Here is a 22640-nt window from a genome sequence, read left to right as displayed (position 1 = left end):
ATCTAATGTGAAATATTACCTTCATATCGCACTTATATTACTTGTTCATATCTTATCGATCCTTTTTTTGATGACTAGGGTGAATATTGCAATTATCATTGTAGTTACCGTCTTGTTCATTATTTTAACTAGAAAGAAAATGAAGGGGTTACCTCTATTACTTGCTGCAATGCCAGGTAACTTAACAGGATATTATGTAGCAATCCAAATCATTTTTCTGCTTGGGTTAATCTTTAGTTTGTCATCAGCTACCTTGCTTATTTGTTGGAGTGGCATATTAATCGTTGAATTTATCCGGCTGGTTCAACTACCAAAGCTATTTCATGATCAAAATAGTCTCAAATCACTTCAGCAAGAATTAGATAAAGTGAATACATCATTTCGAGAGATTCGCTCACAACGGCACGACTTTCTAAAGCATGTGAGTGTTGTGGATTATTTACTTACAAATGAAGAACAATCAGAAGCAAAAGAGTATTTTTCAAGTCTATTAAAAGAATATCAACAGATAAATGGTTCGATTAAAGGTGAAGATGGGCATGTTGCGGGAATCTTACTAGAAAAGATACGTATAGCAGAAAATAATAAAATTGAATTGAAGTATGACCTAGGGGTGCCATTATCTGGTCTACCAATGGAGGCAGTTGATCAAATCAAGTTAATTGCAAATCTTTTAGATAATGCAATTGATGCAGCACTTGATTTTAAAAGCAGCTCACCTCGAATTACAGTGATTACACATAAATATGGCGGCATCTATATTTTAGAAATTAGCAATCATGCTCAATTTGAAGACACTAAGGTATTAGATAATCTTTTTGGAAAATACGATATTTCTTCAAAAAGTGGGAATCACGAGGGTTTAGGAACGTTTATTATTGCTAATCTTGTAAAAAAATATAATGGTAAACTAACATATCAGTACAGGGCTTCAGTATTAACGATAAGAATCAAATTACCAATTATAGTGAAAGAAGGGTAGGGCACATAGCTTGCTCTACCTTTTTATGAATAGTTTAAAAATGAAGAACCCAACTAATGCACCTACTGTATTTAGGATGACATCATCCACATCAAGGCTACCTAGTTTGCTAATCAATTGGAATGTTTCGAGCGTGATAATTCCGACTAGGAAGGTGAAAGTAAATCTTATCACATTTGTAAGTTTGGAAAATAAGAGTGGAAGCAATATACCAAATGGAACAAACACACCTATATTTCCTGCTATATTCACAATCCAAATTTTTAATGGAAAATGATCATAATACGTAAAATAATTTTGAATCGTTGAGAATGGTACAAGGTTGTACATGAAATTTTCGTGTGGAGTCCGAGAAAAACCAAAAAACATCCAATAAATTAACACGAAGAAATAAATTGTAAAAGCTAGTCCAACTAGTAATTTTTTTACTTGTAGCACGATATTCTCCAATCTAATTTTATATATCTATAATTATATAAGATAAGATTTATCTTTCATATCATTAGATGGAAAAAATGAGGTCGGGAAATAAATCCATACTATTTAGTTGAAATATAGCCGACTTCTTCCACAAGTTTCTGGCCTTGGGGTCCCTTCATCCATTCAAGAAATGGTTTAATCGTTTTCTTCTGGTTGTCTTTTACTGTAATCGCATACAGATTAACTGTATACGGATACGATTCATTTCTTATATTTTCAGGATTAGGTTCAATTCCGTTAATCGATAAAAGTTTTAGATCATCCGTTGGGTTCATCCCTGTTGCAAAGAATCTGAATGAATACCCAAGTGCATTTTTATAATTTCGATAATCAGCAACCTGTTCCATAATGCCACCCATCCCGCTGATTAATTCCTCTTTAAGTGGATCCATAAGTGGTGTATCTCCCATGATTTTCTCCATGATTGTCTGGCTGCCGGAATCTTCTGGACGTTGAAAGGCACGGATTTTATCGCTCTTTCCACCGACTTTATCCCATTGCGTAATTTTTCCTGAGTAAATCTTTTTTATTTGTTCCGTGCTTAAGTCATTGACTTCATTTTTTTCATTTACAAAAAAAACAAATGCTTCATTGCCGATTGGGGTAAGGACGATTTCTTTACCGGCTTGTTTTGCTAACTTTTGCTGGGCCACAGACGGCTGTGCACCAAAAAAGATATCGACCTCACCAGAGATTAAGCGTTCAAACGCATAAATCGTGTTTGTAAAACTGACAGTTACGGGATAATCACTCTGTGCATTCACTTTTCCAATGTCTCGATATACTGCATTTGCAAAGGCAGCATAGACAGGATAGGCTGCTTCTGCACCATCTAAAATTGGCATGTCATTTTTTTCCTCAATAGTAAATGTTGACGGCTCTTCAAGTTTCGGGAGGATATTATTTTGATTCGTTACGTAATATGGCTCAAGATCAACGCTAGAGTAACCATTTTCATACTCAAAGCCATATGAAGGTAGAACAGTTTGTGCACGCTGCCACATGACAAAAATACTTATGGTTAGACAAAGCAGGATAGCTGCACTTGCAAGACTGAGTGATTTTTTCTTGAATGTTGCTTTATGTATACTCTTTCTCTCAGAAATTATAAATCCAATTAGAAACAATCCGTAATAAAGAAATGGTACAAGAAAAATAGTTAAAAATTCACCCATCAAACCAGCAAAAATAGTGTTGGGAAAAAACGGAACCATAAGAAAAATAAAGATAATCCATAAAAAGTGACCAAAATACCCTTTTGTAAGCAACATCAGAATTGTAGCACTTAAGACCGTGATAAATAACGGCAAATATACGAAGAAGTACTGTTTTCTAGATGTTCCTTCATTACGATTGTTTTTTGCATAATAAAAACCCGCAATTCCACCGCCAATTCCATATACAACAAGAAATAGCTCTAAAAAACTAAAAACCATGCTGGTGAAAATCCCTATGAATGAAAGAAGAATTGGAAGTAATAAAAAGAAGAATAAAACTGAACCGATTGATCTCATAATCTAGTCAACCCCTTTTTGATAATATAGTGTAATTTTACACTATAAGTAACAAATTGCATAGAGTGAATAGGGAGGGAAGTCGAAATATTACATAAAAGTCTGAATTCCATTATAATAGGATTAAAAATAAATAAAGGATGTTTACTAGATGGATTTATTAATGGTCGTTCAAATTATATTAATTGGAATTTTACTATACTTAATTTATGACAATTTCAAACCGGTAAAAGGACTTCAGCATTTAAGTGAAAAAGATGTGAAGGAAAGAATGAAAAAGTCTAAAAATATCACTCTTATAGATGTTAGACAGCCAAACGAATTTCGTGCTAGTCATATTAAGGGGGCAGTCAATATTCCTCTTTCTCAAATTAAGAGAAAAAAGACAAATATTCCGGTTGAAAGGGAAATTATTCTATATTGTCAAACGGGAATCAGAAGCAAGCAAGCGGCAAAAGTCATTAAAAGAAGGTATAAGGAAATACCAATCGCTCATCTAAAGGGTGGATTATACGCTTGGAAGGGTGATACAAATAGCAAAAAGTAGCTAGCTAAAACCCAATACACACCATAACGTTTGACTGTACACTTATAAAGTAATATAATATAAGTATATAAGTCTGATAGGATGGGGTGATGTCGTTGGGAAGTTATACCGTATCGGAGAACTAGCAATAGCTGCAAATGTGTCAAAGCGAACAATTGATTATTATACAAAGATAGGTATCTTAACTCCTGAGCGTTCAGAATCCAACTATCGCTTTTACGGAGAAGATTCAATCGAAACATTACATTTAGTATCACAATGCAAAGAGCAAAACATGCCTTTAGCTGAAATTAAAGAAAAAATATCTTTGTACTATACAAGCAGTGTTGAAAAGGAAAAGTTACTAAAATATGCACAAGTTCTCTCGAAAAGAATGGAGCATCTTGAGGCTGAGCTAAAAGAAATAAAGCCATTGCTTGATGCACTTAATGAAGAGGAGCAAAAATCTATCATCAATAGAATGTCTCCACAAAGCATGGCATTAGCTCAATCACTTATTATCCTTTTTAATTGAATTAAAGATTTATATTTTTATAAAGAATAAAATAGATACATGTCAAATATTCTGTATAAAGCGAAATATCCACTACTTTGGATTTATCTTATTACAAAGTAGCGCGGAATTAATACTATTAATTTACCTATTCAGGGAGGTGTAATCCTTACTCGTTTAATTACGACGTAAGGAAACTATTTGGACATATTTAATTTGGTCATGGTTGCAATTTTGATTGCGTTAACCGCTTTTTTCGTGGCATCTGAATTTGCGATTGTAAAGATTAGAAGTACAAGAATCGATCAGCTTGTTGCAGAAGGGAATAAAAACGCAATTGCTGCTAAGACTGTCATCTCAAATTTGGATGAGTATTTATCAGCTTGTCAGCTAGGTATTACTGTTACGGCTTTAGGTCTTGGTTTCCTAGGTGAATCAACGGTCGAAAGCTTACTTCATCCTTTATTTGAATTACTGGATTTAGATGAGTCATTTTCTACAATTCTTTCAGTTGCATTTGCCTTTCTAATTATTACCTTTTTACATGTGGTAGTAGGAGAGCTAGCACCAAAGACGGTTGCTATTCAAAAGGCAGAGGGAATAAGCTTATTAGTTGCAAGACCACTTATTCTTTTTTATAAAATCATGTTTCCGTTTATTTGGGTGTTAAATGGATCGGCTCGTTTACTAACAGGGATGTTTGGAATGAAGCGTATATCAGAACATGATTTGGCACATACGGAAGAAGAATTACGACTCATTTTATCTGAAAGCTATAAAAACGGTGAAATTAATCAATCTGAATATAAATATGTGAATAATATATTTGAATTTGATGATCGAGTTGCAAAAGAGATTATGGTACCTCGTACCGAAATCATTGCACTTGATAAAGATAAATCTGTAGAAGAAATTCTTACTATCATGACAAGCGAAAAATATACTCGCTATCCTGTTGTTGATGGTGATAAAGACCATATTGTTGGTTTAATTAATCTAAAAGAAGTATTAACAGACTTTGTTACGGGCACCAACTCATCTGGTAAAACAATTGAAGATTATACTAGACCAATTATTCAAGTTATCGAATCAATTGCCATCCACGATTTGCTTGTAAAAATGCAAAAGGAACGTGTCCACATGGCTATCTTAATTGATGAATATGGTGGAACAGCTGGCTTAGTTACAGTTGAGGATATTATTGAGGAAATTGTCGGTGAAATTCGTGATGAATTTGACGGTGATGAGCAACCAGCGATAAGGAAAGTTAATGATACGACGACAATCTTAGATGGTAAAGTGCTCATTGGTGAAGTTAATGATCTATTTGGTTTAAATATAGATGATACCGATGTTGATACAATTAGTGGTTGGATTTTAACAGAGCAAATTGATGTAAATCAAGGTGACACCATTTCATTTGATGGATATGATTTTAGAATTATCGAAATGGATGGACACCATATTAAATCATTGGAAATTAAAAAGACAGTCCCGAAACCAGTCTTTGCTCTAGGACAAAGTGCTAGTGCAATGGAATAACGAGAAAGAAGCCTTAAACATTTGTTTAGGGCTTTTTTTCACGTGACAAGGGTGAAATTTAATATAAATGATATATAATATGTAATTGAGAATGTTAAAATGGTGAATACGAATATGTACTCATTAGGAGGAAACACATGAAAGTGAAATTAGGTTTACTATATGGTGGGAAGTCTGCAGAACATAAGGTTTCGTTGCAGACGGCATTAGCGGTTATTAAAGCATTAGATCATGATAAATATGATATACATCCAATTTATATTTCTGAGCAAGGTGAATGGGTTCGTGGAAACCAGTTAAGCGGACCGGTTGATGATGTGAAGAAGCTTGTTTTGAAAGAGGATGGTAAAGCAATTTCGCCTGTATCATTGAATGCCGACTTATTTCCTGCTCAACAACTGACTAAAAATGAAGCCATTGATGTTGTCTTTCCGTTATTACATGGACCAAATGGGGAGGATGGAACTGTTCAAGGGCTATTAGAACTTATGAATATTCCTTATGTAGGGAATGGTGTACTAGCTTCTTCAGCTGGAATGGATAAGGTTATTATGAAGAATATTTTTGCTCAAGCAGGTCTTGCTCAAGCCAAGTATGTTTCTTTTATCAGAAGTGAATGGCAAGATGCGCCAGATGCTGCTTATGAACAAATCGAGGAAGCGTTAGGATATCCTTGCTTTGTAAAGCCCGCTAACCTTGGTTCAAGTGTTGGTATTAGCAAAGCTACTGATCGAGCTAGCCTTGAGAAAGCCTTTGAGGAGGCATTTACATTTGATCGCAAAGTAATCATTGAGGAAGCGATAATTGGACGTGAGGTTGAACTGGGCGTACTTGGCAATGATCATCCAACATGTTCAGTTGCCGGCGAAATTGTACCGAAAAAGGACTTTTATGATTATAAGGCAAAATATGAGGATGGTGATACAGCCCTCATTATTCCTGCGGATATTACAGAAGAAGAATATCAAAACTTGCAGGTAGCAGCTATTAAGGCTTTTAAAGCATTAGATTGCTCAGGTTTGGTAAGAGCTGATTTCTTTTTAACGAAGGAAGGAAAGGCGATTATCAATGAAGTAAATACGATGCCTGGATTTACACCTTTTAGCATGTTCCCACTTTTATGGCAACATACAGGGGTAACATATCCAGAGTTGATTGAAAAATTAGTAGAACTAGCAATCGAGCGTCATACTGAAAAGCAAAAAATCAAATACACAATCTAGATTTTAGAGATTAGATGATTAATTTGATTAAGGTACAGCTACTGAAGAAACACTATTCGAAAAATGGATAGTGTTTCTCTTTTCTATAAATAGTAAAGGGGAGAATCCTGTGATAAAAAAAACATTAGCTGAAATTGAAAAAATGGCATTTGGAAAGAAGCTTGACTCGAAGTACAAAGACCTTATCATTGAAGGGGTTTCAATTGATACAAGAACAATTCAATCTGGAAATTTATACATACCGATTGTCGGCGAAACATTCAATGGCCATGAATTTGTAGAGACTGCGATTGATAATGGTGCCTCTGCGGTTCTTTGGGGGATGAATGAGTCCAATCCACCTAAAGGAATACCAGTTATTTACGTAGAAGATACATTAGTTGCATTACAGAATCTTGCAAAGAACTATCGTGATGAATTATCCATAAAAGTAGTAGGAATTACAGGCAGCAACGGTAAAACGACGACAAAGGATATGGTAACCGCTGTTCTTTCAACCGTATTTCGTGTTCACAAAACGGAAGGTAATCTCAATAATCACATTGGTTTGCCATTAACTATCCTGCGTTTAAATGAGGACACTGAGGTCGCGGTACTTGAGATGGGGATGAGTGCATTTGGAGAAATTGAATTTCTAACGAAACTTGCACGACCTGATATTGCAATCATTACGAATATTGGTGAATCACATATGCAGGATCTTGGATCCCGTGATGGAATTGCAAAGGCAAAACTTGAAATCGTAGATGGCTTAGCACAGTCCGGTATATTAATTTATGATGGTGATGAGCCATTGTTATTAGACAAGGTTAAGAAATTGAATATATCCTCGCTAACCTTTGGTAGTACTGGAAAAAATGATTTATTCCCAACTGATGTTAAGCTAGAAAGTAACGGGACATATTTTTCGATAAATAAGAATAATGGTGAAGAATTTTACATACCTGTGCTCGGGAAGCACAATGTGAATAACGCAACAGCTGCAATAGCAGTGGGACTTCATTTTAATCTTTCATGGAATGAAATTAAAGCGGGATTAAAAAATAGTAAGATTACCAATATGCGACTCGAACTTATCGAAGGGAAAAATGGTCTGAAGCTAATTAATGATGCCTATAATGCAAGTCCAACATCAATGAAGGCGGCAATTAGCCTTATTCAGGATTTGAAAGGATTCAATCGAAAGATTGTGATTCTAGCAGATATGTTGGAGCTTGGTGAAAATGAAATCAAGTATCATGAGGAAATGGGCCATTTACTCGACCCAACAAAGATTGATTATGTATTTACTTTCGGGAAGCTTGGTGAATACATTTCAAAAAGGGCAGTCGAGCGTTTTCCAACAGGAAGGGTTAAAGCTTATTTAAATAAAGAAGAATTAATTGCTGAACTTGGCAAAGTGGTTAACAAGGATGACGTTGTCCTTTTGAAGGGCTCTCGCGGAATGAAATTAGAAGAGGTTGTAGCAGCTTTTAAAAAGTAAAAAATGAAATGTTTAATACATGAAAATTAAAAAGTTTGTCCATAATATATGTAAATAGGAATATTTACAAAAACGGTATTATTGCAATTCCAATTTTGAAATGGTAAGATAACAAATACAGTGTTAAAAAGGGCTATGTCATTTAACAGAAAAACGCCCTAAAAATTTAACTTTTTGGACGTGAACCCTTAGGGCATTTTTTCCGTATTCACGGAGAATGTCCTTTTTTTAAGCAGAATTGTTATTCTGATCTAAAAGGAAAACTAGGCTTATAAGAAAGTATCCTACGTTCTTAAACGCGTAAGGGCATAAGAGTGTTCTACGGAAGCAAGGCATCGCAGGAAAAAGCTTTGCTTTTTCCGAACTAAAGTTCTGCCACGCCTAATGGCTCGGTAAGTACAAAGTTTGCTTAAGCAGATCGCCTATCCCTCACAATTAAATGTGAAGGTTTCACGGTAATGATATATTGGATATCAAGAAGGAATACCAATATATCCCCAGTGAATTCTACGTAATCTATCGAGGCGTAAGCCAAGTGGTCTATAAAGATTTCCCGTCTGATTAGTCAATTTTTCATTGTACAAATCTGATTAGCAAAAGGAGTATGAAAAATTTGGCAACATTTAAAGATTTAGGTATTGGTCAAGATTTAATGAGATCAATTAGTAAAATGGGTTTTGAAGAGGCAACTCCAATTCAATCCCAAACAATTCCGTTAGCATTAGAGGGTAACGACGTAATCGGTCAAGCCCAAACGGGAACAGGAAAGACTGCAGCATTCGGAATTCCACTTATCGAGAAAATCGATGTGAAAAGTGATAATGTTCAAGGAATTGTCATTGCACCAACACGTGAACTTGCAATTCAAGTATCAGAAGAACTTAATAAAATTGGTCAATTTAATCGCATTCGTATTTTACCAATTTATGGTGGTCAGGATATCAGTCGTCAAATTCGTTCACTGAAAAAGCATCCACATATTATTGTTGGTACGCCAGGACGAGTAATTGACCATATTAATCGTCGTACACTTCGTCTAAATAATGTTCACACAGTCGTGTTAGATGAAGCAGATGAAATGTTAAACATGGGATTCATTGAAGACATTGAAGCGATTTTAAAGGGTGTTCCTGAGGAAGGAAGACAAACACTTTTATTCTCTGCAACAATGCCTGGTCCAATCCAACGTATTGCGGAACGTTTCATGCAAAATCCTCAAGTTGTTAAGGTGAAGTCAAAAGAAGTAACTACACCAAATATTCAACAATATTATGTAGAGGTTCATGAAAGAAATAAGTTTGATGTTCTAACTCGTTTATTGGATATTCAATCACCAGAGCTTGCAATTATTTTTGGACGTACAAAGCGTCGTGTAGATGAATTATCAGAAGCATTGACATTAAGAGGCTATGCTGCTGAAGGAATTCATGGTGACTTAAGCCAAGCAAAACGTATTTCCGTACTTCGTAAATTCAAAGAAGGTTCGATTGAAGTATTAGTTGCAACTGATGTGGCAGCACGTGGTTTAGATATTTCAGGTGTTACTCATGTATATAACTTTGATATTCCACAAGATCCGGAAAGCTATGTTCACCGTATCGGCCGTACAGGTCGTGCTGGTAAGCATGGTTTGGCAATGTCTTTCGTTACACCAAGAGAAATGGGTCAATTGAAAAATATTGAAAACACAACGAAACGTAAAATGGACAAGATGAAGCCACCAACCTTGGATGAGGCTTTAGAAGGTCAACAAAAGGTAACAATTGAAAAATTAGTTTCAATGATTGAATCTAATAATTTGGCATACTACACTCGTGCTGCAGAAGAGCTTTTAGAAGAGCATGACTCTGTATCAGTTGTTGCAGCAGCTATTAAAATGATGACGAAAGAACCAGATGCAACTCCAGTGAAATTAACTGAAGAGGCACCACTTCGTGTAAAAAGAGAGCGCGATAATCGCAGTGGTAGTCGTGACCGTGGACGCTACAAAGGAAACCAACCAGCACGTGGTCGCGGTGGAAATAACTCAAATCGCAGCCGTCAATCAAATGGGGGTAGCCGTCAATCAGGTGGCACTCGCCGAAGCAATTTCCGTAAAAGCGAACAATAATCGAATAGATTGAAAAACAGTGTAGGATGCCCTACACTGTTTTTTTTATGCTCAATTGGAGCCTGACACCTTTGTAGATAATGTGTATAATGGGGATAATGTTTTGTTAGTCGGAGAAATAGAAATGGGGTTGGTTTGTAAATGAGAGATGTCCCAAAAAATAGAATAAGTGAACGTGCTTTAACGGTTTGGAAGATATCTGCATTAATTTCATCGATAATTGGGTGGGTAGTAACGATTGCTGTTTTAGTCTTAACAATTATATTTGATTGGACATTTTGGATTTTTGCAGGATTATTGGTGTTATCTGTTATCGAAACGATTTTATCAATTTTTGTACTACCCAATCTTAAGTGGAAACGTTGGAGATATGAGGTTCATGAGCATGAAATTGATTTACAACGTGGTGTGTTTATCGTAAAAAGAACGATTATTCCAATGAACCGTGTCCAACATGTTGATACCCAGCAAGGGCCACTTTTACGAAAATATCATTTGGCAACTGTTTCAGTAACTACGGCTGCAACAGTACACGAAATACCTGCATTAGATTTGGAAGAAGCAGATCAACTACGGGACTATATATCAAGATTGGCAAGGGTGGATGAAGATGATGTCTAATCCACGCAGAATGCATCCAATAGCAGGATTTTTACGATTCTTAAAGCAATTAAAAGAAATGATTATCCCAATCATTGTTTTTTTCTTTATTGGAAAAGGAGAATCGGGTCTTATTAATACCCTTTATTTAATTGGATTAGGTGTTGTTATTGTCGGTCTTTTAGTAACTGGGATTCTTCATTGGTACCGTTTTACATATCGAGTTGAAGATGGTGAGCTTCGCATAGAATATGGTGTGTTTGTGAGAAAAAGGCGATTTATCCCCATTGAACGAATTCAAACAATTGATGTGACCGCTGGAATCATACAGCGAATATTTGGTCTTGTTAAGCTGCAGGTTGAAACAGCAGGTGGAGGAAAAGAGGCGGAAGTAGAATTAACTGCAATAAAGGAAGCCGAAGCGAATGAATTAAGAGCTATCCTTACTAAAATTCCAAAGGCTCCAGAGGTTTTAGAGCCTGAGGAGGAAAATAAGCAAAAACCTACATATCAAATTACAATGAAAGAACTTCTCGTTTTAGCCTCCACCTCTGGAGGAATCGGGTTTGTAATTTCAGCTATCTTTGCATTTTTGAGTCAATTTGCAGAATATGTACCGTTTGAAAAGGCATTTAATAAAGTAGAACAGTATATTAATCTATCGATACTCACATATATTATTACACTAGTTATTCTTTTTTTACTCATTTCATGGATCATTGGTGTGCTAATTATGGCGCTAAGGTATGCAAATTTCAAAGTGGTCAAACGTGATGATGAGCTTTTTATTACAAGAGGGCTTATTGAAAAGAGACAATCAACAATCCCGCTTCATCGGATACAAGCTATTCGATTTACCGAAAATTTAATTAGGCAGCCATTAGGTTATGCAACAGTATTAATTGAAAGTGCTGGTGGCTCATTAGATAAAGGTGAGGAATTATCAACTGTACTATTTCCCCTGATTAAAAAAAATCAGGTTGAGCAATTATTAAAGCACTTCGTACCTGAATACAAGTTATCAGACGAAATCAATCATGTACCTAAAAGGTCATTAGGTAGGTATATATTAAAAGCGGTTATACCAGTCATCCCTGTCATAATTGCTGTTTCGTATTTCTTCAATCCTTGGGGATACCTATCGTTGTTATTGCTTCCATTAACTTGTCTATTAGGATATTTGAGATTTCGGGATGCGGGTTGGAGAATTGATGGTGAACAGCTTACTTTACGATTTCGATTTATTGGCAGCAAAATTACCCTTCTGCAACAGAAAAAAAGAATTCAATCTTTTGACATGAAGCAATCCTCTTTTCAAAGGACAAAGAAGCTTACATCTGTTAAAACATTTATAAAATCTTCAGTCTCTGGAAAGGGATTTCAAGTGACAGATGTAGAAGATTCAGATGGCTGGACAATGTTTGAATGGTATATTACAAAGAAAAAGGAGAGCTAACAGCTCTCCTTTTTGAACATGCACCTTTTATTTATAAATGATCCCGATTATTACAAGAATAATGATAATTAGCCAAACAATATGCTTTGGTGAAAATTCTCTAGGTATTTGGATTCGTTTCCTTTCACCAACAGACCTGTTGAAGGTTGATAGGGGTTGGTGGGATAGAGATCTTTTTGGAAGAAGCAGGGGTGCGATAATTGCACCTGCTACAAACCCAAATATATGGGCAATAATATTTACGTTCGAATTAATAAATGTCATAATCAAGCCTATTACTAAAATGGTCATAATCAATTGTGAGTTCGCCTGATCGATTAAATCTTTTCTAATGACGACCATATACAAGTAAATACCGAACAAACCAAAAATTGCTCCTGAGGACCCTACATGGGCGAAGTTAAGTGGTTCAAAGTAATAAGTAGCGATATTGGCAATCACTCCGGCAAATATGTATGCCACAATAAATTTCACCTTGCCCATCATTCTCTCGAGTGCCGGACCGAATAAGATAAGAGAAAATGAGTTAAAAAGCATATGTCCAAAACCACCATGAACAAAAATCGGTGTAATTAGACGCCAGTATTCACCTTCTGCAATTAAAAAATTAAACCCAACCATTTGTTGAGCAAGTGTATCCCCTAATGGCAAGGATGAATTAATCAATAACCAGAGAATAATGTGTATGGCCACAATAATTGATATAATGGGGTAAAATCGTAAAAAAGACCGGAAGCTTTCTGTTCTTGTAAACATCTTAACTCTCCTTTATTTAGTCTACTTATCGTACTACAAAAAAGAATAATTTGTACAATGTTATGTTACATAACTTAATTCTAGAAGAAGGGAAAGAAAAATGATAATCGGAACCGGAATTGATATTGTTGAACTTAAACGGATTGAAAATTTAATCCAACGACAAAAAAAGTTTGTGGATCGAATTTTAACAGATGGTGAAAAAGAAACATATTCAAATTTATCAGAGCGTAGAAAGGTAGAGTTTCTCGCTGGTCGTTTTGCAGCGAAAGAAGCATATTCAAAGGCAGTAGGAACAGGGATTGGAGGGGCTTTAAGCTTTTTAGATATTGAAATTGCCGCCAATGACTTTGGTAAACCAATTGTAAAGAAACCTAGTGATCATCACATTCATTTATCCATCTCACACAGTAGGGATTACGCGATTGCACAAGTAATTATTGAAAGCTTGTCAAGCTAGTCTGCATATTACACAACTTTGTCTCATATATTTTTAGTGCGGTAGGTGAGACAAGGTGTAAGTGTGTGATGGATGGGTGAAAAGGTTTAAATAAATGATATGTTGGTTTGCATGTAAGAAGCATTGTATGAATGAATAAAAAGTGGGGGTCCTAATAAGTTCGGCTAGACACCTTTTTAGCAAACCATTCACCACCTTAACACATTTTGTCTCCTAAAAGTTTCGTCGAAAAGAGGCAAAGGGGTTGAAGGAATGAAGAAAAATGTATTTTTGTTGTTATTAGGGCTACTCGTTGCCCTTGCACTTGCTGGGTGTGGAGAGAAATCACAAAAGGATGTAGTAGAAGCCTTGGATGAGAAGGTTGCAAAGATGACGGGTTATAAAGCGGATGCAAAGATGACCCTTCAGACCGGGAATGATCCTCAAGTGTATCAAGTAGAGATTTGGCATAAAGAGCCAGAATATTATCGTGTGAATTTGAAGAATGCAGAGAAAGACCAGAGTCAAATGATACTTCGTAATGATGATGGCGTATTTGTATTAACACCTGCGTTAAATAAAAGCTTCCATTTTCAAAGTGATTGGCCACAAAACAGTAGCCAAGCTTATCTCGTTGAATCATTAGTAAATGATATTAAAAGTGATCCAGAAGCAAAGTTCACAGCTACAAAAGACAACTATGTCTTTGAAACAAAGACAAATTATAAAAATAATAAAATGCTACCTATTCAAGAAATTACAATTAATAAAAAGGATCTAGCCCCTGTACAAGTAAAAGTGATGGATCCGGATCGAAATCCGTTGTTAATTGTCGACTTTAAGAAGGTAGAATTTAATGCTAGCTTTGATAAATCAGCGTTTGAAGTTGAGAAAAATATGAATAGTGCACAATTAGAGCTAGAAGAGGTTCCTGTAATGGGTGAAGGAAATTCGAAACCATTTGCTGTCCTATATCCAGAGGAAGGTGTAATTCCTGGTGTAGAATTAGTTGAAGAAAAAGAAATGAAGACAGATGATGGCATCCGTTATATCCTGACATTTGGTGGTGGAGAAAAATCCTTCACGTTAATTCAAGAACGAGCTACGGTTGCTCCAGCTGGAACAACGATATCAGTTAGTGGTGAACCAATCGATCTTGGCTTTACAGTGGGTGTTCTCTCAGAAAATGCAATTTCCTGGACACATGAAGGGGTTGACTTTATGGTAGCCTCAACTGATCTAACTCAAGAAGAATTATATGAAATAGCCCGAACAGTCCAAGGGAAAACAGTGAAATAGGATAAATAGGAGCCGTACCAACAGGCTCCTATTTTTTTCTATTGACATCTAAACTCGAACAATAAATAATCTAACATATATATAAATTGATATGGAATTATTAGTTGGGAAGTGTTAGTAATGGAGTCATCTCATTTTTATCGTGATACATGGGTTGAAGTAAACTTAGATTATATATATGAAAATGTAACGAATATGAAACGGTTTTTACCTGATGATGTTGCTGTTATGGCGGTAGTTAAAGCAAATGCATATGGACATGGCGATGTTCAGGTTGTAAAAACAGCACTTGAAGCGGGTGCTTCTTATTTAGCCGTTGCATTCCTGGATGAGGCAATTCATTTAAGAAGTAGCGGTATTGATGCTCCAATTCTTGTGTTGGGAGCTGTTAGACCAAATGATATGTCATTAGCTGCAAAATACAATCTTACCCTTACAGTTTTTCAACTTGAATGGTTACAAGAGGCTATAAGCGTTTATAAAGAGAATCTTCCTGTTACTTTTCACTTGAAGTTGGATTCTGGAATGGGACGTTTAGGTGTGAAAGAAAAAAGTGAGGTAACTGAATTAATCGAAGTGATTGAAAATGATCCGCGCTTTTTCCTCGAAGGAGTTTTTACTCATTTTGCAACTGCAGATGAACTTGATACTTCTTATTTTGAAGAGCAGTATCAAACCTTTCTTCAAATGCTTGAATGGATTCCGGTAAAACCTAAGATGGTTCATTGTGGTAATAGTGCTACAGGCTTACGATTTCCTGAAAAGGTATTTAATGCGGTTCGCTTAGGAATTGGAATGTATGGATTAACCCCGTCGCTAGAAATTAAGGACCAGCTTCCATATAACCTTCACGAAGCGTTCTCGCTCCATAGTAGTCTTGTACAAGTTAAAAAAATTGCAGAAGGTGAAAAGGTCAGCTATGGTGCAACCTTCACCGCAGATGAAGAAATGTGGGTCGGTACAGTTCCAGTTGGATATGCGGATGGATGGATTCGCAGCCTACAAAATACAGATGTATTAGTTGACGGTGAACGTTGTCAGATTATTGGTAGAATTTGTATGGATCAATTTATGGTTAAACTTCCTAGGGAGATGGCAAGAGGTACTAAGGTTACCTTAATCGGAGGGCAAAAAAACGAGTACATTCATGTTGATGATGTTGCCAAAGTCCTTGGTACTGTAAATTATGAAGTGATTTGTACGATAAGTTATCGTGTACCCCGTATTTTTTTGAAAAATAAGAGTATAATTGAAGTGAGAAACCCTGTCTTAATAAACCACTAAGATGAAGCTCTAAATCCGTTATTAACATGTACCTTTTGGTAAATTTGTGAATAGGTGCATAAAATCTATTTCCAAATGTAGATAATATAATAGAAATAATGGAATTGATGGAATTGGCTTTGCATCCAAACATAATAGTGGTATTATTAAGATTGGAGTAGAATAATTGGTGGCATGTTGGTGGAGGTGTAGATTGTGTCTGAATCCAGCGCAACAACAGAAATTTTGATTCGTTTACCACAAAATCTTATCAGTGAACTGGACGGTCTTGTGAAGCAAGAGAACGGTAATCGAAACGAACTTATTTATCAGGCTACAAAAATGTATCTACGTGAAAGAAAGAAACGTCAAATTACAGAGTCTATGAGACGCGGCTACATGGAAATGGCAAAAATAAACCTTAACATTGCGTCGGAAGCTTTTTTAGCTGAATCAGAGGCAGACCACACCGTAGAACGCTTAGTTAGCGGGGGGTAATCATTTGATTGTAAAACGTGGCGACGTTTATTTTGCAGACCTCTCCCCAGTTGTTGGCTCAGAGCAAGGAGGCGTTCGTCCTGTTCTTGTCATCCAAAACGATATCGGGAATCGGTTCAGTCCCACAGTCATTGTCGCAGCAATAACTGCCCAAATTCAAAAAGCAAAGCTCCCAACACATGTGGAAATTGACGCTGAGCGTTATGGATTTGAGCGTGACTCAGTTATTCTGTTAGAACAAGTCCGTACAATCGATAAGCAGCGCTTAACCGATAAGATAACACATCTCGATGAAGAGATGATGGACAGAGTGGATGAAGCCTTACAAATTAGTTTAGGACTCATCGATTTTTAAATTATTTATATCTCATGTATGAAGAAGTTACCTTGTTGGTAGCTTCTTTTGTTTTTATGAAATAGGGTTCAATCAAACGTTTGTTTAGGCATCAAACCCAGCCGTCCCAACGAGCTTGGTATTCGATCAAACGTTTGTTTGAATTCTCTTTTATGAATGAATGTTTATTCTAAGCTTTTGTCATTTTGTATATACTAAACATCATGAATTATGAACGGGAGGATTTTCATTTGGTCAACACACATTATAAGGACAATGTGAAATTAATTGCACAAGAATTACAGGAAGGGAAAATTACATATGAATTTGCTGGTGGTACGGCTTTATCCATTCAAGGGGTTACCATTCGAGAAAAACAAGAGATTCATGTTCATTTTCAATGGGACCAGTTCGATATGCTCTTGCAATTCTATCATTCCTACGACCCTATAATTACGGAGAAGAATGAGAATGAAGCAGAATTTCAATTCATGCGAGATCAACTTACGATTATTTTTTCGTGCCACTATAATAAATCATTAAAGACAGATCCTTACCGGATTTTAAAACGAGTAGATGACGATGAAGTATGGTGCAGATCCTTATATTCATATATTTTTAATGGAAATAATCAGTATGCAGAAAAGGTTCATCAATACTTATTTGAAAAACAACAGGAGATAAATAATAACAATGAATTTGCATGGAACCAAAATAACTATCAAGCCCTATTGAATCGATATGGATTACCTAGAGAAGCTGCTGCAAAAGTAAAACAGAACCCAATTTGGAAACTCCATCCATTTAATAAATATTTGGGAGATATCCAAGGCAAGAAAATTGTGCACCTTATGGGTTCGAACGGTATTAAAGGTGTGGCAATGGCGTTGTTGGGGGCTGATGTTTCGATTGTGGACTTCTCGATGGAAAATCAACGGTTTGCTCATGAGGTTGCATCCGAAGCTGGGGTAGACATTCAATATAATGTATCTGATGTTTTATCCCTAGATGTTAACTTACTTGGTGTGAATAATGATATTGTCTTAATGGAACTTGGAGTCCTTCATTATTATATAGATTTAAAACCGCTCGCAGAGTTGATATCGAAACTTCTAAAGGATAATGGGATGTTTATTTTACATGAGTTCCATCCTATTTCAACAAAGCTGATTACTTCAACAGGTAAGAAGCATAAAGTAACAGGGGATTATTTTGATCCAACTATTAAAACGAAGGATGTTGCTTTTACAAAACATATGTCTTCAGAAATACAACAAGAACTATCAAAGGTCTTTCAACGATACTGGACGTTGGGGGAAATTATTACAGCTTTGGCTGCGGAAGGGTTATTTGTCAAAATCCTCGAGGAAGAACCCAACCATAAGGTTCATGATATTGGATTACCTAAAACATTTACCATTTGTGCAGTAAAAAGCTAATATTACAAATTCATTTTAACTATTTAACAAAAGTGTTAAAAGGGAGGAAACAACCAACTATTTCACGAATGTATACGTATATGGTAAAAAATACGTCTGTTGAAGGAGTAGGTGAAGAAGCATGAAACAGAAATCTCAAACTCTAGAGAATGAGAAATTAGTGGTTAAGCTAATTCAGGACTTCCAATCAACTGGCTCAAAAGCTGCAGAACGTAAGATAGTTGAGCTTTATCAACATTTAGTAGGAACGATCGCCCGAAAATATTCGTATAGAAGAGGATATGATGAAGACCTCGTCCAGGTCGGGTTAGTTGGGTTATTAAGTGCGATAAGAAGATATGACCCTACTGTTGGGAAGAACTTTGCTTCATATGCGATCCCTACGATAAAAGGGGAAATCAAACATTACTTGCGGGACAAAACGTGGAGCGTTCATGTTCCTAGAAAAGTGAAGGAATTAGGTCCAAAAATAAAAAATGCGATTGAAGAATTAACGGTAATCCTAAATCGTTCGCCACAAGTTAGTGAGATTGCTGAATTTCTAGAAGAATGTGAAGAGGATATTCTAGAAGCGTTAGAATTAGGTCAAGGATATCGGTCACTTTCGATCGAACGCACCCTAAGTGGAGATTATAAGAATAATGATGTAACAATCCTAGAGGTGTTAGGCGAAGATGATAAAGGGTATGAAAAGGTGAATTCACGTCTTGTAATCGAGAGTGTATTACAAGTTCTAACTGATCGTGAAAAGAAAATCATCCACTATACCTATTTAAATAATCTTAGCCAAAAAGATACAGGCGACTTACTAGGGATTTCCCAAATGCATGTATCCCGTATCCAGAGGAAAGCAATAAAGAAACTTCGAAAAGCAATTAGAGAGGGTGCTTGAGGTTATCCTTTTGTTTAAATGGTAGAATAGCAGTAAGAAGAGTTAGTAGGAGGAAATAATTTTGACACAAACTTTGCAATCAAATGACATGATGATTAAAACAATCGCCAAAGAGTTAACGGTGAAGGAAAAGCAAGTTATTAATGTAATCTCACTTTTAGATGAGGGAAATACTGTTCCTTTTATTGCGCGATATCGAAAAGAACTAACTGGCTCTCTAGATGAAGTACAAATAAGGGATATCCAAGAAAAATATCATTATATGCAGAACCTTGAAGCTAGGAAGGAAGAAGTCATTCGACTTATCTCAGAGCAAGGGAAATTAACGGATGAATTACAAAGTGACATACTAAAATCAACAAAACTTCAGCAGGTTGAAGATTTATACAGACCTTATAAACAGAAGCGTCGGACGAAAGCAACAATTGCAAAGGAAAAGGGATTAGAGCCATTAGCAGACTGGTTTTATACATTTCCAATGAATGTAAATGTAGAGGAATATGCAATACAATTTTTATCAGAGGAAAAAGAAGTGACAACAGCTGAAGAGGCTGTTCAGGGTGCGAAGGATATCATTGCTGAGTGGATCTCAGATGATGCAAACTTCCGTCAATGGATTCGAACGGAAACTTTTAAGCATGGTGTGATTGCAACATCCGTCAAGGACGAAGAGAAGGATGAAAAGAAAGTATATGAAATGTATTATGAATATCATGAGCCTATTCATAAGGTGGTACCACATAGAGTGCTAGCAATGAATCGGGGAGAAAAAGAGGAAGTTTTACGCGTAGCTATCGAGACACCATTTGAACGGATTTTAAGCTACTTACATAGAAAAATCGTTAAAAAAGAAAATTCCTCTGTTACACCACATATTATTGAGACGATAGAGGATAGTTACAAGCGTTTAATACAACCATCGATTGAAAGAGAGATCCGTAAAGAACTTACGGAAAAAGCAGAAGATCGTGCGATACATATTTTTGCGGAAAATCTCCGGAATCTACTGCTACAACCACCACTAAAGGGCAAGGTAGTGCTTGGGGTTGACCCTGCATATCGAACAGGTTGTAAGCTTGCTGTAGTTGACGAGACAGGAAAGGTACTAAAAATAGATGTGATTTATCCCCATCCACCAGTGAATAAAAAGGAAGATGCAAAAAATAAAATTAAGGCGATTTTGGATGCATTTGATGTAGAGATGGTTGCTATAGGAAATGGAACTGCATCGAGAGAAACCGAGCAATTTGTTGCTGATCTCCTAAAAGAAGTGAATCGAGAAATTTTTTACATTATTGTCAATGAAGCAGGAGCTAGTGTGTATTCTGCATCCGATCTTGCTAGAGAAGAATTTCCTAATTTCCAGGTTGAAGAAAGAAGTGCTGTGTCAATTGCAAGACGTCTCCAAGATCCGCTTGCAGAGCTTGTAAAAATAGACCCAAAATCCGTAGGGGTTGGACAATATCAACATGATGTATCGCAGAAAAAATTAAATGATTCCTTAACCTTCGTAGTTGAGACGGTTGTTAATAAAGTCGGAGTGAATGTAAACACTGCTTCATCTTCATTGTTGCAGTATGTAGCGGGTCTTTCAAAGGCTGTTGCGAATAATGTGGTGAAACGAAGAGAAGAACAAGGAAAGTTCTTGAATCGAAAGGATTTAAAGGATATTCCAAGACTTGGCGCAAAAACCTATGAACAATGTATTGGCTTTTTAAGAATTATAGATGGGGATGAGCCATTAGATAGAACAGGGATTCACCCAGAGAATTATAATGAGGTTAAGAAGCTTCTTAAAAAGATGGATGTAAGTAATCGTGATCTCGGCAGTGAAAAGCTTAAAGAAGCTATTGCCTCAATTTCAGTTGAAGAATTAGCAAATGAATTGGGTATTGGTGAGATAACACTACGTGATATAACAGAAGCTTTAGTTCGACCTGAACGTGATCCACGTGATGAATTAGCTAGTCCGCTCCTAAAAAAGGATATTCTTAAGTTAGAAGACCTTGTGAAGGGGATGGAATTGGAAGGAACAGTTCGAAATGTAGTGGATTTCGGTGCATTTGTTGACATTGGTGTAAAGCAGGATGGCTTAGTTCATATTTCTAAATTAAGCAATAGCTTTGTCAAGCATCCACTTGATGTTGTCTCAGTGGGAGATGTGGTTACTGTTTGGATAGATGATGTTGATGTGAAAAAGGGAAGAGTAGCATTAACAATGCTGCCGCCACAATAATTGGAGTGATAACACTGCTTGTTAAGAGCAGTGTTTTTTTCTATAGAAATACCAACATTGGTTTAATAATTTTATTTGATATCTATTTTTCTCGTAGTAGGCACGTTGCATTTGGTTTTGAAGCCATACTGGCATGAAGCACAACCTCCTCTTTTATGAAATATTATTGGTAAAGGATTTCTTTAGTATCGTAAATGCCAAAAAAGTATCGTGTATTTTTTCTTTTCCTACTATAATGAATGAAGCTTTACTTATAAATAGTTTATGCCGGAGCGGAATGTCCCGTTCGTTTTAAATTTGAGAGGGAGAATTAGCCATGGATCAATTTGAATTGCAGAAAATCGTTGAAGAGGTTTCTTTAGAGTCTTTTGGCAAGCCATTTTGCCACAAAGCTATTTTCAATAACCGTCTACAAACTACAGGTGGGAGATACATCCTGAAATCTCATGATATAGAGCTTAATCCAAAATATTATCAAGAAAGAGGCGTAGATGAGTTAGTTGCAATTATAAAACACGAGCTTTGTCACTATCATCTTCATATTGAAGGTAAAGGTTATAAACATCGAGATCAAGACTTCCGAAACTTACTTAAGAAAGTTGATGCACCTCGCTTCTGTAAACCGTTGGAGTCTGTAAAACGTAGAAAAGTCTCAAAGCAGTATTTATATGTTTGTAAGAATTGTGGTTTGCAGTATATTAGAAAAAGAAAGGTAGATATTAAAAGATATGCCTGTGGAAAGTGTTCGGGGAAATTAATGGAATTATCGAAGTGATATTGACTCTTCGGTTTCGATATGATAAATTATAAAAGTCGTCAAAAAAGTAGATTTTTGTTTTGAGATTTGCTTGACAACATGGTTGACTGTTCTTATAATAAAAACAGTCCAAAAAATATTCCACAGTAGCTCAGTGGTAGAGCTATCGGCTGTTAACCGATCGGTCGCAGGTTCGAGTCCTGCCTGTGGAGCCATTTTTATTTTTGGGGAAGTACTCAAGTGGCTGAAGAGGCGCCCCTGCTAAGGGTGTAGGTCGCGTAAGCGGCGCGAGGGTTC

Annotated in this window: 22 protein-coding genes and 1 tRNA gene; 19 read left to right on the top strand and 4 right to left on the bottom strand. The window is 36.2% G+C overall.

The features are described 5' to 3' along the window. Positions 1-7: 7 nt before the first annotated feature. Positions 8-982: a sensor histidine kinase gene (locus tag MJG50_RS22355; protein ID WP_240257188.1), complete on the top strand. Its 975-nt coding sequence runs from the start codon at positions 8-10 to the stop codon at positions 980-982. Positions 983-997: 15 nt separating this feature from the next. Here MJG50_RS22355 and MJG50_RS18185 read toward each other — a convergent pair whose 3' ends face one another. After that, positions 998-1420, bottom strand: coding sequence for a VanZ family protein (locus tag MJG50_RS18185; RefSeq protein WP_240257187.1), 423 nt, complete (start codon positions 1418-1420; stop codon positions 998-1000). 101 nt (positions 1421-1521) lie between these two features. Beyond that, the gene (locus tag MJG50_RS18180) at positions 1522-2976 is read right to left on the bottom strand and encodes a substrate-binding domain-containing protein (RefSeq protein WP_240257186.1); all 1455 of its coding nucleotides are present in this window, start codon (positions 2974-2976) and stop codon (positions 1522-1524) included. Between the two features lie 151 nt (positions 2977-3127). Here MJG50_RS18180 and MJG50_RS18175 point away from each other — a divergent pair, with 151 nt between their 5' ends. The 8 genes from MJG50_RS18175 to MJG50_RS18140 all read left to right on the top strand — a co-directional run bounded on the left by MJG50_RS18175 (position 3128) and on the right by MJG50_RS18140 (position 12430). Beyond that, positions 3128-3523 carry a rhodanese-like domain-containing protein gene (locus tag MJG50_RS18175; protein WP_240257185.1) on the top strand — a complete coding sequence of 132 codons (396 nt, stop codon included), beginning with the start codon at positions 3128-3130 and terminating at the stop codon, positions 3521-3523. A 76-nt stretch (positions 3524-3599) separates the two neighbouring features. Continuing rightward, the gene (locus MJG50_RS18170; RefSeq protein ID WP_431307301.1) at positions 3600-4037 is read left to right on the top strand and encodes a MerR family transcriptional regulator; all 438 of its coding nucleotides are present in this window, start codon (positions 3600-3602) and stop codon (positions 4035-4037) included. A 201-nt stretch (positions 4038-4238) separates the two neighbouring features. Beyond that, positions 4239-5558, top strand: a complete 1320-nt coding sequence (locus tag MJG50_RS18165; RefSeq protein ID WP_240257183.1) for a hemolysin family protein — start codon at positions 4239-4241, stop codon at positions 5556-5558. 137 nt (positions 5559-5695) lie between these two features. Continuing rightward, the gene (locus MJG50_RS18160) at positions 5696-6781 is read left to right on the top strand and encodes a D-alanine--D-alanine ligase (protein WP_240257182.1); all 1086 of its coding nucleotides are present in this window, start codon (positions 5696-5698) and stop codon (positions 6779-6781) included. 109 nt (positions 6782-6890) lie between these two features. Continuing rightward, on the top strand, positions 6891-8264 hold the full coding sequence (locus MJG50_RS18155) for a UDP-N-acetylmuramoyl-tripeptide--D-alanyl-D-alanine ligase (RefSeq protein WP_240257181.1): 1374 nt from the start codon (positions 6891-6893) through the stop codon (positions 8262-8264). Between the two features lie 613 nt (positions 8265-8877). After that, the gene (cshA, locus tag MJG50_RS18150; protein WP_275695659.1) at positions 8878-10374 is read left to right on the top strand and encodes a degradosome RNA helicase CshA; all 1497 of its coding nucleotides are present in this window, start codon (positions 8878-8880) and stop codon (positions 10372-10374) included. Positions 10375-10515: 141 nt separating this feature from the next. Further along, the gene (locus MJG50_RS18145; RefSeq protein WP_240257179.1) at positions 10516-10995 is read left to right on the top strand and encodes a PH domain-containing protein; all 480 of its coding nucleotides are present in this window, start codon (positions 10516-10518) and stop codon (positions 10993-10995) included. Further along, entirely contained in the window at positions 10988-12430 is a 1443-nt protein-coding gene (locus MJG50_RS18140) for a PH domain-containing protein (RefSeq protein ID WP_240257178.1), read from the top strand. The genes MJG50_RS18145 and MJG50_RS18140 overlap by 8 nt, the downstream gene beginning before the upstream one ends. 27 nt (positions 12431-12457) lie before the next feature. Here MJG50_RS18140 and MJG50_RS18135 read toward each other — a convergent pair whose 3' ends face one another. After that, on the bottom strand, positions 12458-13186 hold the full coding sequence (locus MJG50_RS18135) for a rhomboid family intramembrane serine protease (RefSeq protein ID WP_240257177.1): 729 nt from the start codon (positions 13184-13186) through the stop codon (positions 12458-12460). A gap of 100 nt (positions 13187-13286) precedes the next feature. On the opposite strand from MJG50_RS18135, the gene acpS reads away from it, so the two are divergent. From acpS to MJG50_RS18095, 8 genes are all read left to right on the top strand, one after another. Beyond that, on the top strand, positions 13287-13646 hold the full coding sequence (acpS, locus tag MJG50_RS18130) for a holo-ACP synthase (RefSeq protein ID WP_240257176.1): 360 nt from the start codon (positions 13287-13289) through the stop codon (positions 13644-13646). A 252-nt stretch (positions 13647-13898) separates the two neighbouring features. Continuing rightward, a complete protein-coding gene (locus MJG50_RS18125) occupies positions 13899-14924 on the top strand; it encodes a LolA family protein (RefSeq protein ID WP_240257175.1) in 1026 nt (341 codons plus the stop codon). A gap of 120 nt (positions 14925-15044) precedes the next feature. Further along, the gene (gene alr / locus MJG50_RS18120) at positions 15045-16208 is read left to right on the top strand and encodes an alanine racemase (protein ID WP_240257174.1); all 1164 of its coding nucleotides are present in this window, start codon (positions 15045-15047) and stop codon (positions 16206-16208) included. Positions 16209-16403: 195 nt separating this feature from the next. Next, the gene (locus MJG50_RS18115; RefSeq protein WP_240257173.1) at positions 16404-16685 is read left to right on the top strand and encodes a CopG family ribbon-helix-helix protein; all 282 of its coding nucleotides are present in this window, start codon (positions 16404-16406) and stop codon (positions 16683-16685) included. 4 nt (positions 16686-16689) lie between these two features. Then, positions 16690-17040, top strand: coding sequence for a type II toxin-antitoxin system endoribonuclease NdoA (gene ndoA, locus MJG50_RS18110; RefSeq protein ID WP_240257172.1), 351 nt, complete (start codon positions 16690-16692; stop codon positions 17038-17040). 230 nt (positions 17041-17270) lie between these two features. Next, on the top strand, positions 17271-18458 hold the full coding sequence (locus MJG50_RS18105; protein WP_240257171.1) for a class I SAM-dependent methyltransferase: 1188 nt from the start codon (positions 17271-17273) through the stop codon (positions 18456-18458). Positions 18459-18579: 121 nt separating this feature from the next. After that, positions 18580-19350, top strand: coding sequence for an RNA polymerase sigma factor SigB (gene sigB / locus MJG50_RS18100; RefSeq protein WP_240257170.1), 771 nt, complete (start codon positions 18580-18582; stop codon positions 19348-19350). Positions 19351-19438: 88 nt separating this feature from the next. Further along, the gene (locus tag MJG50_RS18095; protein ID WP_240257208.1) at positions 19439-21586 is read left to right on the top strand and encodes a Tex family protein; all 2148 of its coding nucleotides are present in this window, start codon (positions 19439-19441) and stop codon (positions 21584-21586) included. 21 nt (positions 21587-21607) lie between these two features. On the opposite strand, the gene cmpA is transcribed toward MJG50_RS18095, so the two are convergent. Beyond that, complete coding sequence (cmpA, locus tag MJG50_RS18090) at positions 21608-21721, bottom strand: cortex morphogenetic protein CmpA (protein ID WP_240257169.1); 114 nt, start codon at positions 21719-21721, stop codon at positions 21608-21610. 181 nt (positions 21722-21902) lie between these two features. Between cmpA and MJG50_RS18085 the strand changes: the two genes are divergently transcribed. Together MJG50_RS18085 and MJG50_RS18080 are read left to right on the top strand one after the other, a co-directional pair. After that, the gene (locus tag MJG50_RS18085; protein WP_240257168.1) at positions 21903-22361 is read left to right on the top strand and encodes a SprT family protein; all 459 of its coding nucleotides are present in this window, start codon (positions 21903-21905) and stop codon (positions 22359-22361) included. Positions 22362-22483: 122 nt separating this feature from the next. After that, a tRNA-Asn gene (locus MJG50_RS18080) sits at positions 22484-22558 on the top strand. The last annotated feature ends 82 nt before the right edge of the window (positions 22559-22640 follow it).

It is taken from the genome of Fredinandcohnia quinoae (assembly GCF_022427965.1).
GTDB classification, from domain to species: domain Bacteria; phylum Bacillota; class Bacilli; order Bacillales; family Bacillaceae_L; genus Ferdinandcohnia; species Ferdinandcohnia quinoae.
The sequence above is the reverse complement of the archived record's forward strand: the minus strand, read 5'-3'. Positions and strand labels throughout refer to the sequence as shown.

Coding starts and splice junctions, on each gene's coding strand:
- MJG50_RS18180 (WP_240257186.1), bottom strand. CDS start 2,976: ATGAGATCAATCGGTTCAGTTTTATTCTTCTTTTTATTACTTCCAATT.
- MJG50_RS18175 (WP_240257185.1), top strand. CDS start 3,128: ATGGATTTATTAATGGTCGTTCAAATTATATTAATTGGAATTTTACTA.
- MJG50_RS18165 (WP_240257183.1), top strand. CDS start 4,239: ATGGTTGCAATTTTGATTGCGTTAACCGCTTTTTTCGTGGCATCTGAA.
- MJG50_RS18160 (WP_240257182.1), top strand. CDS start 5,696: ATGAAAGTGAAATTAGGTTTACTATATGGTGGGAAGTCTGCAGAACAT.
- MJG50_RS18145 (WP_240257179.1), top strand. CDS start 10,516: ATGAGAGATGTCCCAAAAAATAGAATAAGTGAACGTGCTTTAACGGTT.
- MJG50_RS18140 (WP_240257178.1), top strand. CDS start 10,988: ATGTCTAATCCACGCAGAATGCATCCAATAGCAGGATTTTTACGATTC.
- MJG50_RS18135 (WP_240257177.1), bottom strand. CDS start 13,186: ATGTTTACAAGAACAGAAAGCTTCCGGTCTTTTTTACGATTTTACCCC.
- acpS (WP_240257176.1), top strand. CDS start 13,287: ATGATAATCGGAACCGGAATTGATATTGTTGAACTTAAACGGATTGAA.
- MJG50_RS18125 (WP_240257175.1), top strand. CDS start 13,899: ATGAAGAAAAATGTATTTTTGTTGTTATTAGGGCTACTCGTTGCCCTT.
- alr (WP_240257174.1), top strand. CDS start 15,045: ATGGAGTCATCTCATTTTTATCGTGATACATGGGTTGAAGTAAACTTA.
- sigB (WP_240257170.1), top strand. CDS start 18,580: ATGAAACAGAAATCTCAAACTCTAGAGAATGAGAAATTAGTGGTTAAG.
- MJG50_RS18095 (WP_240257208.1), top strand. CDS start 19,439: ATGATGATTAAAACAATCGCCAAAGAGTTAACGGTGAAGGAAAAGCAA.
- cmpA (WP_240257169.1), bottom strand. CDS start 21,721: ATGCCAGTATGGCTTCAAAACCAAATGCAACGTGCCTACTACGAGAAA.
- MJG50_RS18085 (WP_240257168.1), top strand. CDS start 21,903: ATGGATCAATTTGAATTGCAGAAAATCGTTGAAGAGGTTTCTTTAGAG.